This window comes from Nocardia sp. NPDC058244, from assembly GCF_042882065.1.
GTDB lineage: Bacteria > Actinomycetota > Actinomycetes > Mycobacteriales > Mycobacteriaceae > Nocardia.
The window spans coordinates 123,246-141,186 of the sequence record NZ_JBHVWX010000001.1; the positions used below are offsets into that span (position 1 = coordinate 123,246).

The 17,941-nt window shown below is 69.8% G+C and carries 15 protein-coding genes and 1 pseudogene; 6 read left to right on the forward strand and 10 right to left on the reverse strand.

Annotated features, from left to right (window positions below; all coding sequences use genetic code 11):
• Window positions 1–23 precede the first annotated feature (23 nt).
• Entirely contained in the window at window positions 24–194 is a 171-nt protein-coding gene (locus tag ACFVW6_RS00560; RefSeq protein WP_218718357.1) for a DUF2613 domain-containing protein, read from the forward strand.
• Window positions 191–1,261 (forward strand): DUF3068 domain-containing protein, encoded by a 1,071-nt coding sequence (locus tag ACFVW6_RS00565; RefSeq protein ID WP_378824423.1) that lies wholly within the window; start codon window positions 191–193, stop codon window positions 1,259–1,261. The genes ACFVW6_RS00560 and ACFVW6_RS00565 overlap by 4 nt, the downstream gene beginning before the upstream one ends.
• A 70-nt stretch (window positions 1,262–1,331) precedes the next feature.
• On the opposite strand, the gene ACFVW6_RS00570 is transcribed toward ACFVW6_RS00565, so the two are convergent.
• A complete protein-coding gene (locus tag ACFVW6_RS00570; protein WP_378824420.1) occupies window positions 1,332–2,297 on the reverse strand; it encodes a hypothetical protein in 966 nt (321 codons plus the stop codon).
• Window positions 2,294–3,379 (reverse strand): hypothetical protein, encoded by a 1,086-nt coding sequence (locus ACFVW6_RS00575; protein ID WP_378824418.1) that lies wholly within the window; start codon window positions 3,377–3,379, stop codon window positions 2,294–2,296. Before ACFVW6_RS00575 ends, ACFVW6_RS00570 begins: the two co-directional genes overlap by 4 nt.
• A 180-nt stretch (window positions 3,380–3,559) precedes the next feature.
• Here ACFVW6_RS00575 and lon point away from each other — a divergent pair, with 180 nt between their 5' ends.
• Window positions 3,560–6,031, forward strand: coding sequence for an endopeptidase La (gene lon, locus ACFVW6_RS00580; protein WP_378824416.1), 2,472 nt, complete (start codon window positions 3,560–3,562; stop codon window positions 6,029–6,031).
• Between the two features lie 246 nt (window positions 6,032–6,277).
• Here the strand turns inward: lon and ACFVW6_RS00585 are convergent.
• Window positions 6,278–6,685 (reverse strand): annotated as a pseudogene (locus ACFVW6_RS00585) (PaaI family thioesterase); the annotation flags it as partial.
• Window positions 6,686–6,835: 150 nt separating this feature from the next.
• On the opposite strand from ACFVW6_RS00585, the gene ACFVW6_RS00590 reads away from it, so the two are divergent.
• Together ACFVW6_RS00590 and ACFVW6_RS00595 are read left to right on the forward strand one after the other, a co-directional pair.
• The gene (locus ACFVW6_RS00590; RefSeq protein WP_378824413.1) at window positions 6,836–7,915 is read left to right on the forward strand and encodes a DNA polymerase IV; all 1,080 of its coding nucleotides are present in this window, start codon (window positions 6,836–6,838) and stop codon (window positions 7,913–7,915) included.
• 16 nt (window positions 7,916–7,931) lie between these two features.
• Window positions 7,932–8,927 (forward strand): acryloyl-CoA reductase, encoded by a 996-nt coding sequence (locus ACFVW6_RS00595; RefSeq protein WP_355275224.1) that lies wholly within the window; start codon window positions 7,932–7,934, stop codon window positions 8,925–8,927.
• 21 nt (window positions 8,928–8,948) lie between these two features.
• Here ACFVW6_RS00595 and ACFVW6_RS00600 read toward each other — a convergent pair whose 3' ends face one another.
• The 7 genes from ACFVW6_RS00600 to ACFVW6_RS00630 are packed head-to-tail and all read right to left on the reverse strand — an operon-like array spanning window position 8,949 to window position 17,002.
• Window positions 8,949–10,439, reverse strand: a complete 1,491-nt coding sequence (locus ACFVW6_RS00600) for a chlorohydrolase family protein (RefSeq protein WP_378824410.1) — start codon at window positions 10,437–10,439, stop codon at window positions 8,949–8,951.
• On the reverse strand, window positions 10,439–11,689 hold the full coding sequence (locus ACFVW6_RS00605; protein WP_378824408.1) for an amidohydrolase family protein: 1,251 nt from the start codon (window positions 11,687–11,689) through the stop codon (window positions 10,439–10,441). The genes ACFVW6_RS00600 and ACFVW6_RS00605 overlap by 1 nt, the downstream gene beginning before the upstream one ends.
• 4 nt (window positions 11,690–11,693) lie before the next feature.
• Window positions 11,694–13,223: an ABC transporter substrate-binding protein gene (locus ACFVW6_RS00610; protein ID WP_378824405.1), complete on the reverse strand. Its 1,530-nt coding sequence runs from the start codon at window positions 13,221–13,223 to the stop codon at window positions 11,694–11,696.
• Window positions 13,220–14,218 (reverse strand): ABC transporter ATP-binding protein, encoded by a 999-nt coding sequence (locus ACFVW6_RS00615; RefSeq protein ID WP_378824402.1) that lies wholly within the window; start codon window positions 14,216–14,218, stop codon window positions 13,220–13,222. Before ACFVW6_RS00615 ends, ACFVW6_RS00610 begins: the two co-directional genes overlap by 4 nt.
• Entirely contained in the window at window positions 14,215–15,216 is a 1,002-nt protein-coding gene (locus ACFVW6_RS00620) for an ABC transporter ATP-binding protein (protein ID WP_378824400.1), read from the reverse strand. The genes ACFVW6_RS00615 and ACFVW6_RS00620 overlap by 4 nt, the downstream gene beginning before the upstream one ends.
• Window positions 15,213–16,085, reverse strand: a complete 873-nt coding sequence (locus tag ACFVW6_RS00625; RefSeq protein ID WP_378824397.1) for an ABC transporter permease — start codon at window positions 16,083–16,085, stop codon at window positions 15,213–15,215. Before ACFVW6_RS00625 ends, ACFVW6_RS00620 begins: the two co-directional genes overlap by 4 nt.
• The gene (locus ACFVW6_RS00630) at window positions 16,082–17,002 is read right to left on the reverse strand and encodes an ABC transporter permease (RefSeq protein ID WP_355275211.1); all 921 of its coding nucleotides are present in this window, start codon (window positions 17,000–17,002) and stop codon (window positions 16,082–16,084) included. The genes ACFVW6_RS00625 and ACFVW6_RS00630 overlap by 4 nt, the downstream gene beginning before the upstream one ends.
• Window positions 17,003–17,245: 243 nt before the next feature.
• Here ACFVW6_RS00630 and ACFVW6_RS00635 point away from each other — a divergent pair, with 243 nt between their 5' ends.
• Window positions 17,246–17,938 (forward strand): GntR family transcriptional regulator, encoded by a 693-nt coding sequence (locus ACFVW6_RS00635; RefSeq protein ID WP_355275209.1) that lies wholly within the window; start codon window positions 17,246–17,248, stop codon window positions 17,936–17,938.
• The last annotated feature ends 3 nt before the right edge of the window (window positions 17,939–17,941 follow it).

Sequence of the window (17,941 nt, forward strand, 5' to 3'; positions counted from 1 at the left end):
GCCACGTATTGGAGTTTCGTTCAATGAAGTTTGCCGTCCCCGGCCTGGTCAGTGGCCTGGCCGGCGCGATCCTCGGGGTGATTGCCGTGCTCGGCATCACCGCGGGCGCGCAACAGAATTCGATCCCCGCTCCCGAGACCACCGCTGATCCCGGCTCCTCGGTGCTGGGCAACGTGCAGTACGGCAGCCGATGAGCAACGGGCGCAGGCTCATCGCCTGCATTCTCGTCGGACTCGGCGCGCTGCTGCTCGCCGCCGCTGTCATGATCCCCACCTACACCGTGGACAAGGTCGCCAAGACCCCGCTGGACCTCGAGGTCACCACGATCGCCAAGAGCGTGCCGGGTGAACCCAGCATGGTGCTCGACTCGAAGTCCCTGGTCTCGCCCGACGGCGCGGCCAAGGTGGACAACGTCCCCGTCTCCTCGCAGCGCTTCCTCACGGTCCAGGAGCCGTCCGGCGCCGAAGAGATGACCGTCCAGGCCGGCCAGACCCTGCGCCGCGACGACCGCGACGGCGACGCCGGCGTGCTCGACGCGAAGGTCGACCGGGTGACCATCGACCGCTTCACCGGCGAGCCGGTGTCGACCTCGCCCAACGGTTCGATCGCGGTCAACGTCGACAAGTCCGGTGCGTCGGTGGCCGATCCCACCAACCGCCAGGGCCTGCAGTACCGCTTCCCGATCGGCACCGAGAAGAAGTCGTACCCGTACTTCGACCTCAACGCCCGCGCCACCTTCCCGATCGACTTCGTCGAGGAGACGGAGATCAACGGGATGCCGGTCTACCTGTTCCGGCAGTCCATCCCGGTCACCAGCCTGCACGACGTCGCGCCGACCGCGACCAGCAAGCTGACCCTGCCCGCGGCCAAGTGGGGCCTCGAGGGCGAGGGTGAGGTGACCATGCTCCGCTTCTACACCAACGTCCGCGAGGTGTGGGTGGAGCCGCGGACCGGCGCCGTCATCAAGGGTGGCGAGCAGCTGCACCTGTTCTACGGCCGCAGCGCCAACCAGGTCGACGTCACCGCGCTGAAGGCGCACCTCGTTTTCGAAGAGGACACCATCGAGGCGCAGATGGCCGTCACCCAGGAGAGCCTCGACAAGCTCGACCTGTTCGGCAAGACCCTGCCGATCATCCTGGGCATCCTGGGCGCGATCCTGCTCATCGCCGGCGCCGTCCTCGGCGTCCTGAGCTCGGGCGGTTCCACCGGTCGTCGCACCTACGACCCGCCCACCGAACAGATCCGTACCACGAACCTCTAGCTCGGTTCCCCTGCACAGCGCGGCCTCCCCGGATCACTCCGGGGAGGCTTCGTTGTTTCACGACGTCGTTTCACGGCGCGTACGCGGCCCAGTCCGGCCGGTTCAGCAGGTCCAGATAGCGTTCGCTCATCCGCGCCCACCCGGTGGGCTCCGCGCGCCGCACGTAGTCGGCCAGGGTGCCCACGTGCCGGTAGCGGTCGGTCGACGGCTCCAAGCGCGCTACCTGTCTCGAGTGCGCGTCGAGCACCCGCGCCGCCGCCGGATACTCGTCGAGCGTGAGACCCGCTCCCGCGCAGTAGGTCATCGCCGACAGCAGCACGGTGGTGTGGTGGACGAGGTCGAGATCGGGGTCGTCGGCGGTGATCGCGGTGGCGAGGTCGGCCGCGATCGCGACCTTCCCCGCGACATACCCGTCGAGATAACTGCCCCGGCACGAATTACGCAACAACCAGTCCCGGACGGTCGAACCTCGGTGCTCGCACAGCTTCTCGACCACGATCTCCCGCCCCCACTCGTCGACCCGTGGGCCGAGCCACAGCAGCGCGGCGGTCCCGTCCCGGCACCGCGCCAACGCGTCGACGACCAAGCGTGAGAAGGCATCCGACAGCAATCCGATCGTCCGCAACAGCGGAATATCGGTGTCGTCGGGCACCGTGCCGAGCAGCGCCAGCCCGATCCGCACCGCGCACCGATCCGTTCCCCGGCGCACCAGCCAGCGCCCGGTCGCCCGCACCCGCTCGGCGTCGACGCGCAGCGCCGCGGCCACCACGTGCTCGTTCCGGTACGGCGGGACGTGCACGCGGTGGCAGTCCGCGGCCAGGTCGACCGGTGACCGTGCGGGGTCACCGAAATGCGCGTCGAGGAGCGCGGCCAGCGCCATGCCCTCGGCTCGCCGGTGCCCGGAATGCGAAGGGGCGGCGCCGAAGCCGTGCCACGGATCGTCGGGAAAGGGATACCCCTCCTGCGGCAGCGGCGCTTCCGGCGACTCGCGATGCAAGCGCATCGCGTGGTCGAACAGCGAAACCGGCGCCGTCATGACGTGAAGGGGGCGAGGTCGAGCCGCGCGCCGACCGCCTGCCGCAGCCACAGCACCCGGAAATCGCCCCGCGCCAAACCGGTTCGCGCAGTCGCTTCCCATTCCGGCTGGTTCAGCAAAGTGAGGTACCGGTCGATTGCCTGCTCCCTGCCCCGCCACTCCCGTGTCGACGGCCGCAGGAGGTAGTCGGCGAGGTTCGCAAGATTCCCGTAGCGATGGGTTGTCGGTGCCAGGCGCGCCACATGTTTCGAGTGCGCCGCCAGGACGTTCGGCGCCGCCGGATACTCGTCGAGCGTGAGACCCATTCCCGCGCAGTCGGTCATCGCGGACAGCAGGACACCGGTGTGGTGGACGAGGTCGAGATCGGGGTCGTCGCCGGTGATCACGCTGGCGAGGTCGGCCGCAATCGCGACCTCGGCCGCGAAGTACTGGTTGTGGTACTCCCCGTTGCATGATCGCCGCAACAGCCAATCCCGGGCGTGCACACCGTAAGCGGCGCACAGCTTTTCGACGACAGTGACGCGGCCCCAACCTTCGACGCGGTCACCGAGCCACAGCAGTCCGGACAATGCGCCCCGGCAACGCGCCATCGTGTCCACCACGAGCGGACCGAAACCCTCCGACAGCAGCCCGATCGTCTGCAACAGCGGGATGTCGCCGCCCTCGGGCGCGGTTTCGAGCAGTGCCAGTCCAATCGTCACCGCACAGCGATCGGTGCCCCGCCGGACGAGCCACCGGCCGGTCCGGCGGACCCGCTCGATCTCCACCCGCCGGGCCGCGGCGACCACATGCTCGGTCCGAAACAGCGGGACGTGCACCTGATGACACGCGTCGGCCAGGTCGGCGGGCGTGCTGGCGGGATCGGCGAAATGCGCGTCGAGCAGGGCCGCGAGGTCGAGACCTACGGTCCGTCGATCTTTCGGGCGGCGTGGTGTGTCCCCGCGCCCGTGCCATGACTCATCGGGGTAGGGATCTCCGCTCCGCTCCAGCGGCGCGTCGGGTGATTCTCGATGCAGGCGCATCGCGTGGTCGAACAGGGAGGTCGGCGATCCGGGCAATTCCGTCCCGGTCACGTCGCGCATCAGGCGCGGGGGGACTCGATTCGATCAGTCATGGCGCTGATGCTGTCACACCGGGCGGAGTCCGGACAAGCCCTGGTCGGGACGGTCGAATGTTCGCCGTCAGTGAACCGGGGCACGGGCCGGAACAAACGGGTACCCGACTGGGTTGAGTCAGCAAAGCTCAACTTTGGAAGGGTCGACATGACTACAGCTCAGAACCTGCCGGTGCTGTTCCTGACCGATCCGATCGTGCTGCCGGGCATGGTCGTGCCCATCGAATTGGACGAATCCGCGCAGGCCGCCATCGACGCCGCGCAGGCCGGGAAGACCGGCGCCGTGCTCGTCGCGCCCCGGCTGGACGAAGGGTACGCCTCCTACGGCGTCGTCGCCTCGATCGAGCAGGTCGGGCGCATGCGCGGTGGCGCTCCCGCCGCCGTATTGAAGGCCGAGCGCAGGGCGCGGATCGGGCACGGCGTGACCGGGCCCGGCGCCGCCCTGTGGGTGGAGGCCGAACCGGTCGAGGAGGTGGCGCCCGACGAGCGGACCACCGAGCTGGCCGCCGAATACAAGAAGCTGGTCGTCGCGGTGCTGCAGCGTCGGGAGGCGTGGCAGATCATCGACATCGTCAACCAGCTCGACAACCCCGACGCCATCGCCGACACGGCGGGCTACGCGCCGTACCTGTCCAACGAGCAGAAACGGGAACTGCTCGAGACCCCGGATGTCGTCACCCGGCTGACCAAGCAGATCGAGTGGATCACCGAGCACATCGCCGAGGTGGAGGTCACCGACAAGATCTCCGAGGACGTCCGCGAGGGCATGGAGAAGAGCCAGCGCGAGTTCCTGCTGCGCCAGCAGCTCAACGCCATCCGCAAGGAACTCGGCGAGGACGAACCCGACGGCGCCGACGACTACCGCGCCCGCGTGGAGAACGCCGACCTGCCCGAGAACGTGCGCGCCGAGGCGCTGCGCGAGGTCGGCAGGCTGGAGCGGGCCAGCGACCAGAGCCCGGAATCGGGCTGGATCCGCACCTGGCTCGACACCGTGCTCGACCTGCCGTGGACGGTGAAGACCGAGGACAGCACCGACGTCTCGGCCGCCCGTGCCGTGCTCGACGCCGATCACCACGGCCTGGACGAGGTGAAGGACCGCATGGTCGAGTACCTGGCGGTGCGTTCGCGCCGGGCCGCCCGTGGCCTCGAGGTCGTCGGTGGACGCGGCTCGGGCGCGGTGCTCGTGCTGGTCGGTCCGCCCGGTGTCGGCAAGACCTCGCTGGGTGAGTCGGTCGCGAAGGCGCTGGGCCGCAAGTTCGTTCGCGTCGCCCTGGGCGGCGTGCGCGACGAGGCCGAGATCCGGGGCCACCGGCGCACCTACGTGGGCGCGCTGCCCGGCCGGATCGTGCGCGCGGTGAAGGAGGCGGGGTCGATGAATCCCGTCGTGCTGCTGGACGAGATCGACAAGGTCGGCTCCGACTTCCGCGGTGACCCGGCGGCGGCGCTGCTCGAGGTCCTCGACCCCGCGCAGAACCACACCTTCCGCGATCACTACCTGGACCTGGACCTCGACCTGTCGAACGTGCTGTTCATCGCGACGGCCAATGTCATGGACACCATCCCCGGCCCGCTGCTGGACCGGATGGAGCTCATCACCGTCGACGGCTACACCGAGGCCGACAAGGTGGCCATCGCCCGCGACTTCCTGGTGCCCCGGCAGCTGGAACGCAACGCGCTGACCGCCGAGGAGGTCTCGATCACCGACGCGGCGCTGCGCGAGATCGCGGCGAACTACACCCGCGAGGCGGGCGTGCGCCAGATGGAGCGACTGGTGGCGAAAGCCTTGCGCAAGGCGGCGACCCGCCTGGTCGCGGGCGAGGCCGGTCGCCCGGACGAGCGGACGCTGGTCGACAACGGTTCGCTCGGTGCGGGCGCCGTGCTCGGGTACGACCCCGGGCTCGGTTACGACAACGTCATCGACATCGAGTCCGGCCCACAGCCGGCCGGTCGGCCGACGAGTCTCGTGGTCGACGTCGACAACCTGACCGACTACCTCGGCCGTCCCCGCTTCACCCCGGACTCGGTGGAACGCACCGCCGTCCCCGGCGTGGCGACGGGTCTGGCGGTCACCGGTGCCGGTGGCGATGTGCTCTACATCGAGGCCAACGCCGCCGAGGGCGAGCGCGCCCTGACCCTGACCGGCCAGCTGGGCGACGTCATGAAGGAATCGGCGCAGATCGCGCTGACCTACGTGCGCTCGCACCTGGCGGAGATCGGCATCGAGCCGAAGGTCCTCGACCGCAACATCCACATCCACTTCCCGGCGGGTGCGGTGCCCAAGGACGGACCGTCGGCGGGTGTCACCATGGTGACCGCCCTGGTGTCGCTGGCGCTGGGCCGTCAGGTGCGCGGTGATGTCGGCATGACCGGCGAGGTCACGCTGAACGGCCGCGTGCTGCCGATCGGCGGCGTGAAGCAGAAGCTGCTCGCCGCCCAGCGCGCCGGACTGAAGACCGTCTTCATCCCGGCCCGCAACGAACCGGACCTCGACGAGGTCCCGGCCGAGGTGCTGGCCGCCCTGGACGTCCGTCCCGTCGCCGACGTGGCCGAGATCCTGGCCTACGCCATCGAGCCGGTCGCCGAGCCGGCCGCCGACGGCAGCTTCGCCGTCAGCGCCTGACCCATCGAACCGAACGGGCCGTGCACACCATCGTGTGCACGGCCCGTTCGCTGTCCGGAATCGCTATCGGCTGACCGTCGGCGGCAGCGCGGGCGCTTCCTCGGGCACCGCGGTGACGATCGCGAGCTGGTCGGTGTCGTAGCTGTCCTGGTCGTCCTCGTCGAACTCGTCCTCGTCGTCGAACTCGGTGTCCTCGTCGGCGCCCGCCTCGGCGACCCGCTCGAGGTCCTTCTCGACCCGCCGCGTCGTGCCCTGCGCGACCGCGCACAGGATCGGCTCCTCGCCCTCGGTCTCGGCGTAGACGTCGCAGTGGGTGACCGCCTGGCGGCGGGTGGCGCCGAGCACGGTGGCGTGCACCCGCAGCCGCTCGCCCAGGGCGGGTCGCAGGTAGGTGATGGTGAAGCCGCCGGTCAGCACGTTGGGGCCGAGGACGGTGCCCGCGGCGAAGGTGAGCGCGTTGTCGGCCGCGTAGGCCAGCACGCCACCGTGCACGAAACCGAACTGCTGCCCGTGCTCGGGCTGGATCTCGATCACCAGTGTGGCCGCGCCGTCCCCGAATTCCGTGAGTTCGGTGCCGACGAGTCGGGCGAACGGTTGCGCGGCGAGTACCTGGCGGGCCAGGTCGAGGTCGAGGGTGGTGGCTTCGGTCGGCATCGGGTGTTCCGTTCTTCGAGCTCGGTCGTGACATCGGTTGGCGCGCTACGGATATTGCCATCCGAAGGTGAGTGACGAGTACGCCAGTGCCGCACCGCCGGGTGCGGAGGTTGCGCCGTTTTGTCGGTACCGTGCGGTAATACTTCAACCGTGCCCCAGTGGCTGCTGCATGTCGATCTCGACCAGTTCCAGGCGGCGGTGGAATTCCGGCGTCGCCCCGAGCTGCGCGGACAGCCGGTCATCGTCGGTGGCGAAGGCGATCCCGCGCAGCCGCGCAAGGTCGTCACCTGCGCGTCCTATCCGGCCAGGGCCTTCGGCGTGCGCGCCGGCATGCCGTTGAAGATGGCGCAGCGCAAGTGTCCGGAGGGTGTCTTCCTGCCGGTCGACATGGCCGCCTACGAGGTGGCCTCCGACGAGATCATGGCGACCCTGGGCCGGGTCGCAGGCGCCGTCGAGATCTGGGGCATGGACGAGGCCTTCGTCGCCACCGACGACGATCCGTGGCGCTTGGCCGCCGAGATCCGGCGCGCGATCACCGCGCTCGGCCTGACCTGCTCGGTCGGCATCGGCGACAACAAGCTCACCGCGAAACTGGCCACCGGGTTCGCCAAGTCGACCGGCAAGACCTCCGCCGAGCCCGAGCACGATCCGGGCGCCGCGGCCGGGGTGTTCGAGCTGACCGCCGCGAACTGGGCCGAGCTGATGGGCCACCGCCCCACCGACGCGCTGTGGGGCGTCGGCGCCCGGATCGCCAAGCGCATGGCCGACCTCGGCATCGTCACCGTCGCCGACCTGATGGCCGCCGACCGGCAGCGCCTGGCCGCCGAGTTCGGCCCGAACACCGGCCCCTACCTGTGGGTCCTCGGACACGGCAAGGGCGACACCGAGCTCTCGACCACCCCGCGCATCCCGGTGGGCCGCAGCAAGTCCGAGACCTTCCCGCACGATCTCACCGACCCCGACGAGATCCGCCGCGAAGTGGCCCGCCTGGCCACCGAGGTCGCCGAGGAAATGATCGAGCACCACCGCATCAGCACCCGCGTCGCGGTCACCGTCCGCACCAAGACCTTCTACACCCGCAGCAAGCAGCGGAAACTCCCCCAGCCGACCTCCGACATCGCCACCATCGTCGACACCGCCCTGGCCATCATCGACCGCTTCGACCTCGACCGCCCCGTCCGCCTGCTGGGCGTCCGGCTGGAACTCCTGCCGCCCGAGCCGGACGGTTGATCGTATGCTCGAACTCATGGATTACTCCGCGATGGTGGCCCGTGAATCCGACGGTGGGATCGTGCTCGCTCGTGAGCAGGTCGGGGAGGATTTCCTCGGCGAAGGCGAGGTGACGATCAAGGTCCATTACTCGAGCGCCAACTACAAGGATCTGCTGGCGATCACCCCGCGCGGCGGCGTGGTGCGCAACTATCCGATCGTGCCCGGCATCGACCTCACCGGCGAGGTGGTCGCGTCCGAGACCGACGATTTCGCCCCGGGTGACCAGGTGATCGCGCACGGCTACGAGATCGGCGTCTCCCGCAACGGTGGCTTCGCCGAGTACGCGCGGGTGCCCGCCGAGTGGGTGGTGCGCCTGGACGGCCTGGACACCCGCGACGCCGCCACCATCGGCACCGCGGGCTTCACCGCGGCGATGAGCGTGCAGGCCCTGCTCGACAACGGCCTGACCCCCGACGACGGCGCGGTCCTGGTCACCGGCGCGACCGGCGGTGTCGGCACCGTCGCCATCGACATCCTGTCCGGCCTCGGCTTCGAGATCATCGCCTCCACCGGCAAGACCGACGCGGGCGACCTGCTCGCCGAGCTCGGCGCCAACGAGGTCATCGGCCGCCTCCCGCTCGACCCGGACGCCAAGCCGCGCCCGCTCAACAAGGCGCAGTGGGCTTCGGCGGTGGACAGTGTCGGCGGCGCTTCGCTGGCGCACGTCCTGAGCTCCATCGGCTACGGCGGCGCCGTCGCGGCCAGCGGCCTCACCGGCGGCGCCGAACTGCCCGCCACCGTGCTGCCGTTCATCCTGCGCGGGGTCAGCCTGATCGGCATCGACTCGGTCTTCCTGCCCATCGAGAAGCGGCGCGCGCTGTGGACCGCGCTCGGCAAAGAACTGCGTCCCCAGCATCTCTCGACGATCGAGTCGTTCGCCCCGATCACCGAGGTCGGCGCGGTGCTGCAGTCGATCAAGGACGGCACCCACTCCGGTCGCTCGGTGATCGGCGTCGCGGGCGAGTTCTGAGCGACGCCTGCCGCGCGCGGCCTACTTCGCCGGGAACGACGCGGGGAACAGCTCGTCGGCTGGTCTCCGTAGGTAGTCGCGCTCGGCGTAGGCCGAGCGCATCCGGTCGAACAGCCCCTGCGCGCGGCGGGTCATCGCGGGCAGATCGATACCGGGAATCACCCCGTCCCGCAGGGTGATCCGCCCGGCCACCATGGCGAAGTCCGCCGCGCGCCCGGTGCTGTTCATGCACAGGGTGCGGATCGGGTCGTCGAGCACGCCGTCGCGCGGGTCGTCGAGCCGGAAGCCGACCAGGTCGGCGGTCGCCCCGACCGCGAGCCTGCCGAGGTCGGGGCGCCGGAGCGCGTCCGCGCCGCCGAGGGTGGCCGCGGTCAGGTAGTCGGCGTAGGTCGCGCCGTCGAGCCGGTGGGTGAGCAGTTTGGCGATGGTGACGCCGAGGTCGATGCCGCGCACCAGATCCGGCGGGAACGAGTCGGTGCCGAGGGCGATCCGCACGCCCGCCGCGCGGTACCGGTCGAAGGTGTCCAGGGCCGAGGCGTGCCGGGCCGAGGTGAGCGGACAGTGCACGATCGCGGCTCCCGACGCGGCCAGCGTGGCCAGATCGTCGTCGGTGTCCGCGTCGACCCGAGGGTGCGCGTCCAAGTAGATACCGTGCGGGATCAGCAGATTCGGCCCGAGCAGTCCGGTCAGCGCCAGCACGTCCAGCGGTGGTGCGGCGAAACGCGCCACGATGAACTCGCGCTCGAGCAACCCTTGGAGCGCGTGCAGGCGGACCAGGACGCCGGTCGCCGACGCGAGTTCGGCTGTGCGCCGCATCAGGTCCTCGGTCAGCGTCTCGATCCGGCACGGGAGCAGCGTGCCGTGCACGAGATCGGATCCGCGCACGGCCGCCCAGTCGAGAAAACGTGCCGCACCGTCGAATCCGTCGCGGCCGAGTCGCTCGTTCCAGTAGATGGAGCGGGTGCCGTCCGCGTCGACGACATTGACCCCGGAGCGATACGCGGGCCCCAGGTACACCCGCAGGCCGAGCCGCTGCGCCGCCTCCGCCATCGCGACGGCGTCGTCGAAGGTCTCGGCCCAGTCGCTGTGCACCTCCGAGGCGATGGGCATCGCCGTCGTGACTCCGTGCAGCAGCAATTGGACGAAGCTGTATTCGCGGATGAACGCCCGCTCCTCGGCATCGAACACGGCCCGCCGTCGATGCGTGGCGTAGTCACGTGACCATTGCAGGCCGAGGCCCAGCTCGCGGGACTGCCACGAGTCCAGAATCGTGTGGTCGATATCGGCGAGCGCGTCGAGATCGATGAGACCGGGCAGCACCAGCGCGTCCCCGAGTTCGATCACCTCGTCGGCCGGTTCCGCGCCGCGCGGCCCCACGGCCACGATGCGCGAATCCTCGACCACCACTTCGGCATCGGTGAGCAGCACGTGCCCTTCGGACTTCCCCGCGGCATCGGCGTCGATCGGCGAATACGCGAGTACGTGCCGCGCTCGAATGCTGCGCCGTGTCATCAGCTCCCCTCCCTGCCGAAACGCCCCGGAATCTCGAAACCCTCGATCGCGGTATCGACGGAAACCACGGCGCCCCGGTGGATGACGGTCCGCGCGGCGGGCCGGTCCATCACGGCGGCGGTCGGACTCACCGCGTCGACCAGGAAGAACTCCGCCGGATCACCGACCGCGAAACCGGGATGCGGGTCGCGCAGATCGAGCGGGCGCAGACTTCGATCGATCACGCTCGCCCCACCCCAGGTCGCCACGGCCAGCGCGTGTTCCACGTGCTGGTCCGAGCCGTACCCGTTGACGAAGGCGAGTTGCCAAGCGCGGTCGAGCATGTCGCCGTTGCCGTAGGGCGACCAATAGTCCCGCTGGCCGTCCATCCCGACACCGACCCGCACCCCGGCGGCGGCCAGCTCGAGCAGGGGCAACGCCCAGCCCTGCGCGCCCGCCGCGTGCGTCAGCGCGATATCGAGCTCCGCCAGCCGCTCGATCGCGGCGGGCACCCCGGGCAGGCCACTGGCCAGGCAGCGCGCGTGCGAGATCGTCACCCGGCCGGTCATCCCGAGCGCCCGCACCCGCTCGCTGATCAGCGACAGCGTGAACAGCCCGAGCTCGCCCGCCTCGTGCAGATGGATATCGATTCCGGCCTGATGCTTCTCGGCCAGCCCGAACACCGCGTCGAGATGGCGCACCGGATCGCGGTCGAGTTCGCACGGGTCCATCCCGCCGACCAGATCGGCCCCGGCCGACAGCGCCGCGTCCATGAGGTCGACGACACCGGGTTCGAGCAGGATGCCGACCTGCGGGAACGCCACGATCTCCACATCGCAGACCGCGGCGTAGCGTTCCCGCGCCGCCAGTTCGCCCTCGAGCTTCGCGAGCCCGGTATCCGCGTCGACCTGCGCGTGACTGCGAATCCTGGTGGCGCCGTTGGCGACCGCGACGGCGAGGGTGAACGAGGCCCGATCGGTCACCGAGCGCTCCGCGCGACGCCAGTGCTCGCGGTCGTTCATGATCCGGCCCCAGCGGCCCGGCGCCCCGGTCTGCGCGCGGAACGGCAAACCGAGGCGGCTGGAATCCAGGTGCAGATGCACATCGGACAGGGCGGGCAGGACGAGCCTGCCCGCGCCGTCGACCCGCTCCGCCGCTGTCGTCGTCGTTCCGGTGGCGGCCACCGCGGCGACCACCCCGTCCTCGACGAGCACGTCCACCGGGTCGCCGCCCCACGGGCGCACGTCGGTGAGCAGCAGCGAATCTCCCATGGACTCAGTCCTTTCCGAAGGTCGCGGCGTCGACGGTGATCATCCCGTCCGCCCTCGGCTTCCACCGCAGCGCCGGATCGACGGCATAGCTGGCGTCGGGTGTGTACAGGCCGATCAGCAGCGCCTTCGTGTCGTTGAGGGTGAACAGCTCGCGGTACACGTCGATTCTGGCCTGCCCGGCCACGGTCCTGGTCTTGGCGACCAGTGCCTGGGTCTCCGGCAGCATCGCGTAGTCGTTCCACTGCCCGCCGAACATCGAGGCGATGGGCGCGTCACCGTCCATGGTGGATGGCGCGTAGGTGTTGAGATAGATCCCGGTGGCGGACTTCTTGGTGTAGATCATCTGCGACAGGCTGCTCTGATCGGTGCCCTGCAGGGTGATGGTGATGCCGACCTCGGCCAGGTTGGCCTGGATCGCCTGGGCGATCTCCGAACTCAGCGGGATGCGCCCGTTCGTCGCGTACTGGAACGGGATCGGCGTGCCGTGGTAGCCCGCCGCCGCCAGCAGCTGCTTGGCCTTGGCGGTATCACGCACCGGCGCCGGGTATTTCGGGTCGAACCCGCCGACGTTCTCGGCGACCAGCTGGTTGTCGACCGTCGCGCGGCCCGCCAGCAGGGTCTTCACGATGCCCTCGCGGTCGATCGACAGCGCGATCGCCTCGCGGACCCGCTGGTCGGCCAGCGGACCCGCCGTGGCGTTCATACCGAGGAAGGTGACGCCGTTGGAGACCCGGGATTCGATGTGCACGCTCTTGGCACCGTCGACGGCCGACACCTGGTTCGGCGCGATCAGCGCGATGTCGAGGCTGCCGGACTGCACGCCGTTGAGCCGGGCGTCGGCGTCGGCCACCGTCTTGAAGGTCACCGCCTCGAGCGCGGCCTTCTCGCCCCAGTAGTCCGGATTGCGCTTGACGGCGTATTCGACGCCGCGCGTGTAGTGATCGAAGACGAACGGGCCGGAACCGACCGGTGCGGCCGCGAACCCGGCGGAACCCAGCGCGGTGTAGACGGATTCGGGCACGATCGAGACGCCGGTGGTGATCGTCGGCCACGCGGAGAACGGGGCATTGAGACTGAACACCACGGTGTTGCCGGGACCGACGGCGGCGGAGGTGAACATCTCCATGTAGGTGGCCGGATCGCCGGTCGGGGTGGCCTTGATCTTGTTGTAGGTGAACGCGACATCGGAGGCCTTCAGCGGTTCGCCGTTGTGGAACTTCACGTCGTCGCGGATCGTGAAGGTCCACTGGGTGAAGTCGGCGTTGTGCTCCCACTTGGTAGCGAGCTTCGGGCCGATCACCCCTTCGCTGTCGAACCGGGCGAGCTGGTCGAAGGTCGCGAAGTAGTAGTTGTAGCCGGCCAGCGAGCCGTCGCTGATCGGATCGGGGACGTCCGTCGGTTCGGTCACCGCGCCGACGACCAGCGTCTTCGCCGACGCGGTGTCGGTGCCCGCCGGTGCGCAGGCGCTGAGGGTGAAGGTGGTGAACGCGAGGACGGCGAGCCCCGTCGCCATGCCGCGGGTGATCGGTTTCATCGTTTTCCTTTCGACGGGCGTGCCAGCGGGCGCAGGCAGGCCACGACATGGTCGGTGCGACCCTGTGGTTCGAGTCGCGGTACGTGCGAGGCGCATTCGGGCGTGGCCAGAGGGCAGCGGGTGCGGAAGGTGCAGCCGCTCGGTGGGTTCGCGGCATCGGGGAGTTCGCCGCGCACCAGCGTCGCGGTGTCGCGGCGGCGCTGGTGCGGATCGGGCACGGGGGCCGAGGCGATCAGGGCCCGCGTGTACGGGTGCCCCGGGCCGGTGAACACGTCCTCGGTCGGGCCGATCTCGACGAGCTTGCCCAGGTGCATCACCGCGATCCGATCGGACAGGTGGCGCACCACCGAAAGATCGTGGGCGATGAACAGATACGACAGGCCGAGCTGTTCCTGCAGGTCCTGCAGCAGATTGATCACCTGGGCCTGCACCGAGGCGTCCAGCGCGGAGACGGGTTCGTCGAGGACGAGCACCTCCGGTCCCGGGGCGAGCGCCCTGGCGATGCCGAGCCGCTGCCGCTGCCCGCCGGAGAACTCGGCGGGCTTGCGCGCCAGCGCGTCCCGGCCCAAGCCCACCTGATCGAGCAGTTCCACCACGCGCTCCTCGCGGTACCCGCCCGCGATGCGCAGCGGCTCGGCGACGATGTCGTGCGCGGTCATCCGGGGATCGAGGGAGGAGTACGGGTCCTGGAACACCAGCTGCACCCGGTTGCGCAGCGCGCGCCTGGCCTGCGGGCGCAGGGTCGCCAGGTCGTGGCCGAGGATGCGGATGGAGCCCGCGCTCGGGGTGTTGATGCCGAAGAGCGTGCGGACCAGCGTCGACTTGCCGCCGCCGGATTCGCCGACCAGGCCGAAGGTCTCGCCGCGGCGCACCGCGAAACTCACGCCGTCGAGGGCGCGGAGCCTGCGCTTGCCGAGGAGGCCGCGCCTGCTGGTGAAGCTCACCTCCAGCCCGTCGACGCGGATGACGTCCTCGGGCTCGTCGATCGTCGTCATGCGGAGAGGTCCTGTTCGATCGATACGGACTCGACCGCGGGCGGACAGGCCACCGCGCGGCCGGTGGCCAGCGGCACGAGAACCGGTGCCGTGGTGTCGCATTCGCCGGTCTTCCCGGCGAATGCGCAGCGCGGGGCGAAGCCGCATCCGGCCGGACGTCGCGTCGGCGACGGCGGCGAGCCGGGAATGGCATAGGCACGGGCGCTGCCCGACTGCCCGAGCAGACTGCGTTGCAGTCCCCGGGTGTACGGGTGGGTGGCGTCGTCGAAGATCTGCCAGACGGTGCCGGACTCGACGACCCGGCCCGCGTACATGATCGCCACCCGATCGGCGTACTGGGCGACCAGCCCGAGATCATGCGTGATCAGCACCATCGCCGCGCCGCTGCGGGCACGGGCCTGCGCCAGCACCTCCATGAGCTGGGCCTGGATGGTCACATCGAGGGCGGTCGTCGGCTCGTCGGCGATGAGCACCGCCGGATCGTTGGCCATGGCCATGGCGATCACCGCGCGCTGCCGCATGCCACCCGACCACTGGTGCGGGTAGGCCTTCGCCCGCTCGGCCGGCTGCGGAATGCCCACGGCGGCGAGCAGTTCGACGACCCGCCGCTTGCGCGCCGTCGCGTCGAGCCGCTGGTGGACCGCGAGCGCGCGACCGATCTGGGTGCCGACCCGGCGGACCGGATTGAGCGTGGTCATCGGGTCCTGGAAGACCATGCCGAGCTCGGCGCCGCGCAGCCGCCGCAGTGTCTCGTCGTCGGCGCCGACGAGCTCGGCGCCGCGGAAACGCACACTGCCGCCGAAGATCTCCAGCGGTGCGGGCAGCAGGCCGAGCACGGCGAGCATGGTCACCGACTTGCCGGACCCGGATTCGCCGACGAGACACAGCACTTCGCCCTCGGCCAGGGTCAGGCTCACCGAATCGACGAGCACGACCCGCTCCCCCGTTGCCGTCGCGTAGCCCACGGTGAGATCGGTGATCTCCAACAGCGCGCTCATGCCGAAACCTCCTTCGCGAGAGCGCCGCGACGGCCGCGCGGAGCCCGCCTGACCCGGCGCAGCCCCTGCCCCTCGTCGGTGAATCGCCTGCTGGCCAGCAGGGTTCCGCCGATCACGAGCAGCAGGGCGATGGCGGGCACGATCGTCAGATACGGGGCCTGGCGCAGGTACTTCTGCCCGTCGGTGATCATCAGGCCCCAACTCGGCGTCGGCGGTTGCACGCCGAGGCCGAGATAGTCGAACGACGAGATCATGATCAGCACGTTCCCGAGGTCGGCGGTGGCCAGGATCAGCACCGGCGCGGTGACATGCCCGAGGACGTGCTTGCGCATCACCCAGCCCGACCGCGCGCCGAGCAGCTTGGGCGCGATCACGAAGTCCCGGCCGGACAGCCCGAGCGCCACCGACCGCGCCACCCTGGCGTAGCCGACCCAGAAGGTGACGCCGAGGATCGTGGCCATCAGCGCGGTACTCGGGCCGCGAATGGCCGACACGGCCATGATCACCAGCGTCATCGGCACCGCGAGCTGCACGTCGGCGACGCCCATCAGCACGTTGTCGGTGACGCCGCGGAAGTAGCCCGACACCGTGCCGATCGCCATCCCGATCAGCGCGTTGACCACCACGATCACCAGGACCAGCCCGAGCGTGATCCGCCCGGCCAGCGCCAGCCTGCTCGCCAGATCGCGGCCGAGCGAATCGGTGCCGAGCGGGTAGCGCCCGTCGGTGAACGGCCGCACGAACGCCGACGCGAGTTGCTGCGCGTACGGGTCGTAGCCGGGGAACAGTGGGTAGAGCAGGGAGAACAGGACGACGGCCAGGATCATCGTGGCGCCGGCGAGCGTGGCGAGGTTGCGGGGGCGGCTCACCGGACCCTCGCCCTCGGATCGATGACGCCGTAGAGGACGTCGATGCCGAAGTTGACGAGCACGAAGATCGTCGCGATCACCACCAGCCCGGACTGGACCACCGGGAAGTCCCGGTTGAACACCGCGTCGAGCATGAGCTGACCCAAACCCGGCCAGGCGAAGACGTTTTCGACGATGACCAGGCCGCCGAGCAAGGTGCCCAACGTGATTCCCGAGATGGTGAGCACCGGCAACAGCGCGTTGGGCAGCACATCGCGCAGCAGCACCGACGACCGGCGCTCACCGCGCGCGTAGGCGGTGCGCACGTAGTCCTGCGCGCTCTCCGACACCAGGGAGTTGTCCAGCAGCCGCGAGTAGACGACGAACTGCGCCGTCGCGATGGTCACCGCCGGCATCACGATCGCCAGCGGATCGGCACCCGCCAGCGACGGCAACCAGCCCAGCGTCACCGAGAACACCAGGACCAGCAGCAAGCCGAACAGGAAGTCCGGCACCGCGAGCCGGGCCGCGCCGATCCCGAGCGCGACCCCGCGCAGCGACCAGCGACCACTGAGATGAACGGCGAGCACGACGGCGAAGGCCAGCGCAAGGCCGATCGCGAAGCCGGCGACACCCAATTGCAGGGAGGCGGGCAGGCGCTGCAGGACCAGCGACATCGACGAGGTGCCGGTCTGCTGGTAGGAGTCGCCGAAATCGCCGGACAGGATGCCGGTGAGGTAGTCGAGGAACTGGGTCAGCGGCGGCTTGTCGAAGCCGAGTTCGTGGTTCAGCGCCGCGATGTCGGCCTCGCTCGCGGTCTCGGGCAGCAGCGACGCGGCGGGACTTCCGGTCAGCCTGCCGAGCAGGAACGCCAGCGAGATGACGGCGAAAACGGTGATCACCGCCTGCGCGAAGCGGCGGAGGAGATAGACGGCCAACTCGCATCCTCTCTGTGGCCGATGATTAATCGGTATACAGAATTGGATTCGGGTGTATCCCGCTCGTGTTCCGCACGTTTCGGTCCGGTGAATGATGGGGCTGGTCGAAAAGATATATATTTCGTGGTCAGTAGGTGTTTTTCGGCCATTGCCCGCGCGCGGATCCGGCAGCGGAATGGCCTGAACCGGTGTGTGACCAGACGAAACAACGGTCGACCAAAGATATATTCGTAGACTTACTCCGTGGCCCGAGACCAACGTCGCCCGGCGGAAGCCGTCGACGACACCTCCCAGACCCGGCGGATCTACGACGAACTTCGGCGCAACATCATCACCGGGGTATACCGGGAAGGCGAGAAGTTACCGGAGGCCCGCGTCGCCGCCATGCTCGGCACGTCGCGGCTGCCGGTGCGTGAGGCGCTGGCGCTGCTCGAATTCGACGGCATCGTCAGCGCGCTCCCCCGGCGCAGCGCGGTCGTCCGCTCCTGGGATCGCGCGGCCGTCGAGGAACTGTTCGACGTGCGGATCGGGCTGGAACCGCTCGGCGCCCGGCTCGCGGCCGCCCGCATCCGGCAGGGGCACGACAGCGCCCCGCTGCGGGCCGCGCTGCGAGAAGCCCAGGTGGCCACCGACTCCCGTGATCCGCTGCGGATCGCCGAGACCAACGCGAAACTGCACGGCGCGATCGTCGAACTGTCCGGCAACAGTCTGCTCACCCAGCTGATGCGCACCATCCTGGCCAGGATGGCCTGGCTGTTCTTCCTCACCGCCGACCGCGACACCGAGGAGCAGCGCGACGAGCATCGCCATCTCATCGAGGCGATCTCCTCCGGTGACGAACGGCTGGCCGAGTACGCGATGCTCAGCCACACCGAGGCGGGCCGGTCGCCGACGCTGGCCATCGTCACCGCGCTGCGGCACGCCGACCCCGCCTGAGGG

What these genes read in the sequence shown, in the direction of transcription:
- ACFVW6_RS00560 (WP_218718357.1), top strand. Translation starts at nt 24, where the DNA reads ATGAAGTTTGCCGTCCCCGGCCTGGTCAGTGGCCTGGCCGGCGCGATC.
- ACFVW6_RS00565 (WP_378824423.1), top strand. Translation starts at nt 191, where the DNA reads ATGAGCAACGGGCGCAGGCTCATCGCCTGCATTCTCGTCGGACTCGGC.
- ACFVW6_RS00570 (WP_378824420.1), bottom strand. Translation starts at nt 2,297, where the DNA reads ATGACGGCGCCGGTTTCGCTGTTCGACCACGCGATGCGCTTGCATCGC.
- ACFVW6_RS00575 (WP_378824418.1), bottom strand. Translation starts at nt 3,379, where the DNA reads ATGCGCGACGTGACCGGGACGGAATTGCCCGGATCGCCGACCTCCCTG.
- lon (WP_378824416.1), top strand. Translation starts at nt 3,560, where the DNA reads ATGACTACAGCTCAGAACCTGCCGGTGCTGTTCCTGACCGATCCGATC.
- ACFVW6_RS00595 (WP_355275224.1), top strand. Translation starts at nt 7,932, where the DNA reads ATGGATTACTCCGCGATGGTGGCCCGTGAATCCGACGGTGGGATCGTG.
- ACFVW6_RS00600 (WP_378824410.1), bottom strand. Translation starts at nt 10,439, where the DNA reads ATGACACGGCGCAGCATTCGAGCGCGGCACGTACTCGCGTATTCGCCG.
- ACFVW6_RS00605 (WP_378824408.1), bottom strand. Translation starts at nt 11,689, where the DNA reads ATGGGAGATTCGCTGCTGCTCACCGACGTGCGCCCGTGGGGCGGCGAC.
- ACFVW6_RS00610 (WP_378824405.1), bottom strand. Translation starts at nt 13,223, where the DNA reads ATGAAACCGATCACCCGCGGCATGGCGACGGGGCTCGCCGTCCTCGCG.
- ACFVW6_RS00615 (WP_378824402.1), bottom strand. Translation starts at nt 14,218, where the DNA reads ATGACGACGATCGACGAGCCCGAGGACGTCATCCGCGTCGACGGGCTG.
- ACFVW6_RS00620 (WP_378824400.1), bottom strand. Translation starts at nt 15,216, where the DNA reads ATGAGCGCGCTGTTGGAGATCACCGATCTCACCGTGGGCTACGCGACG.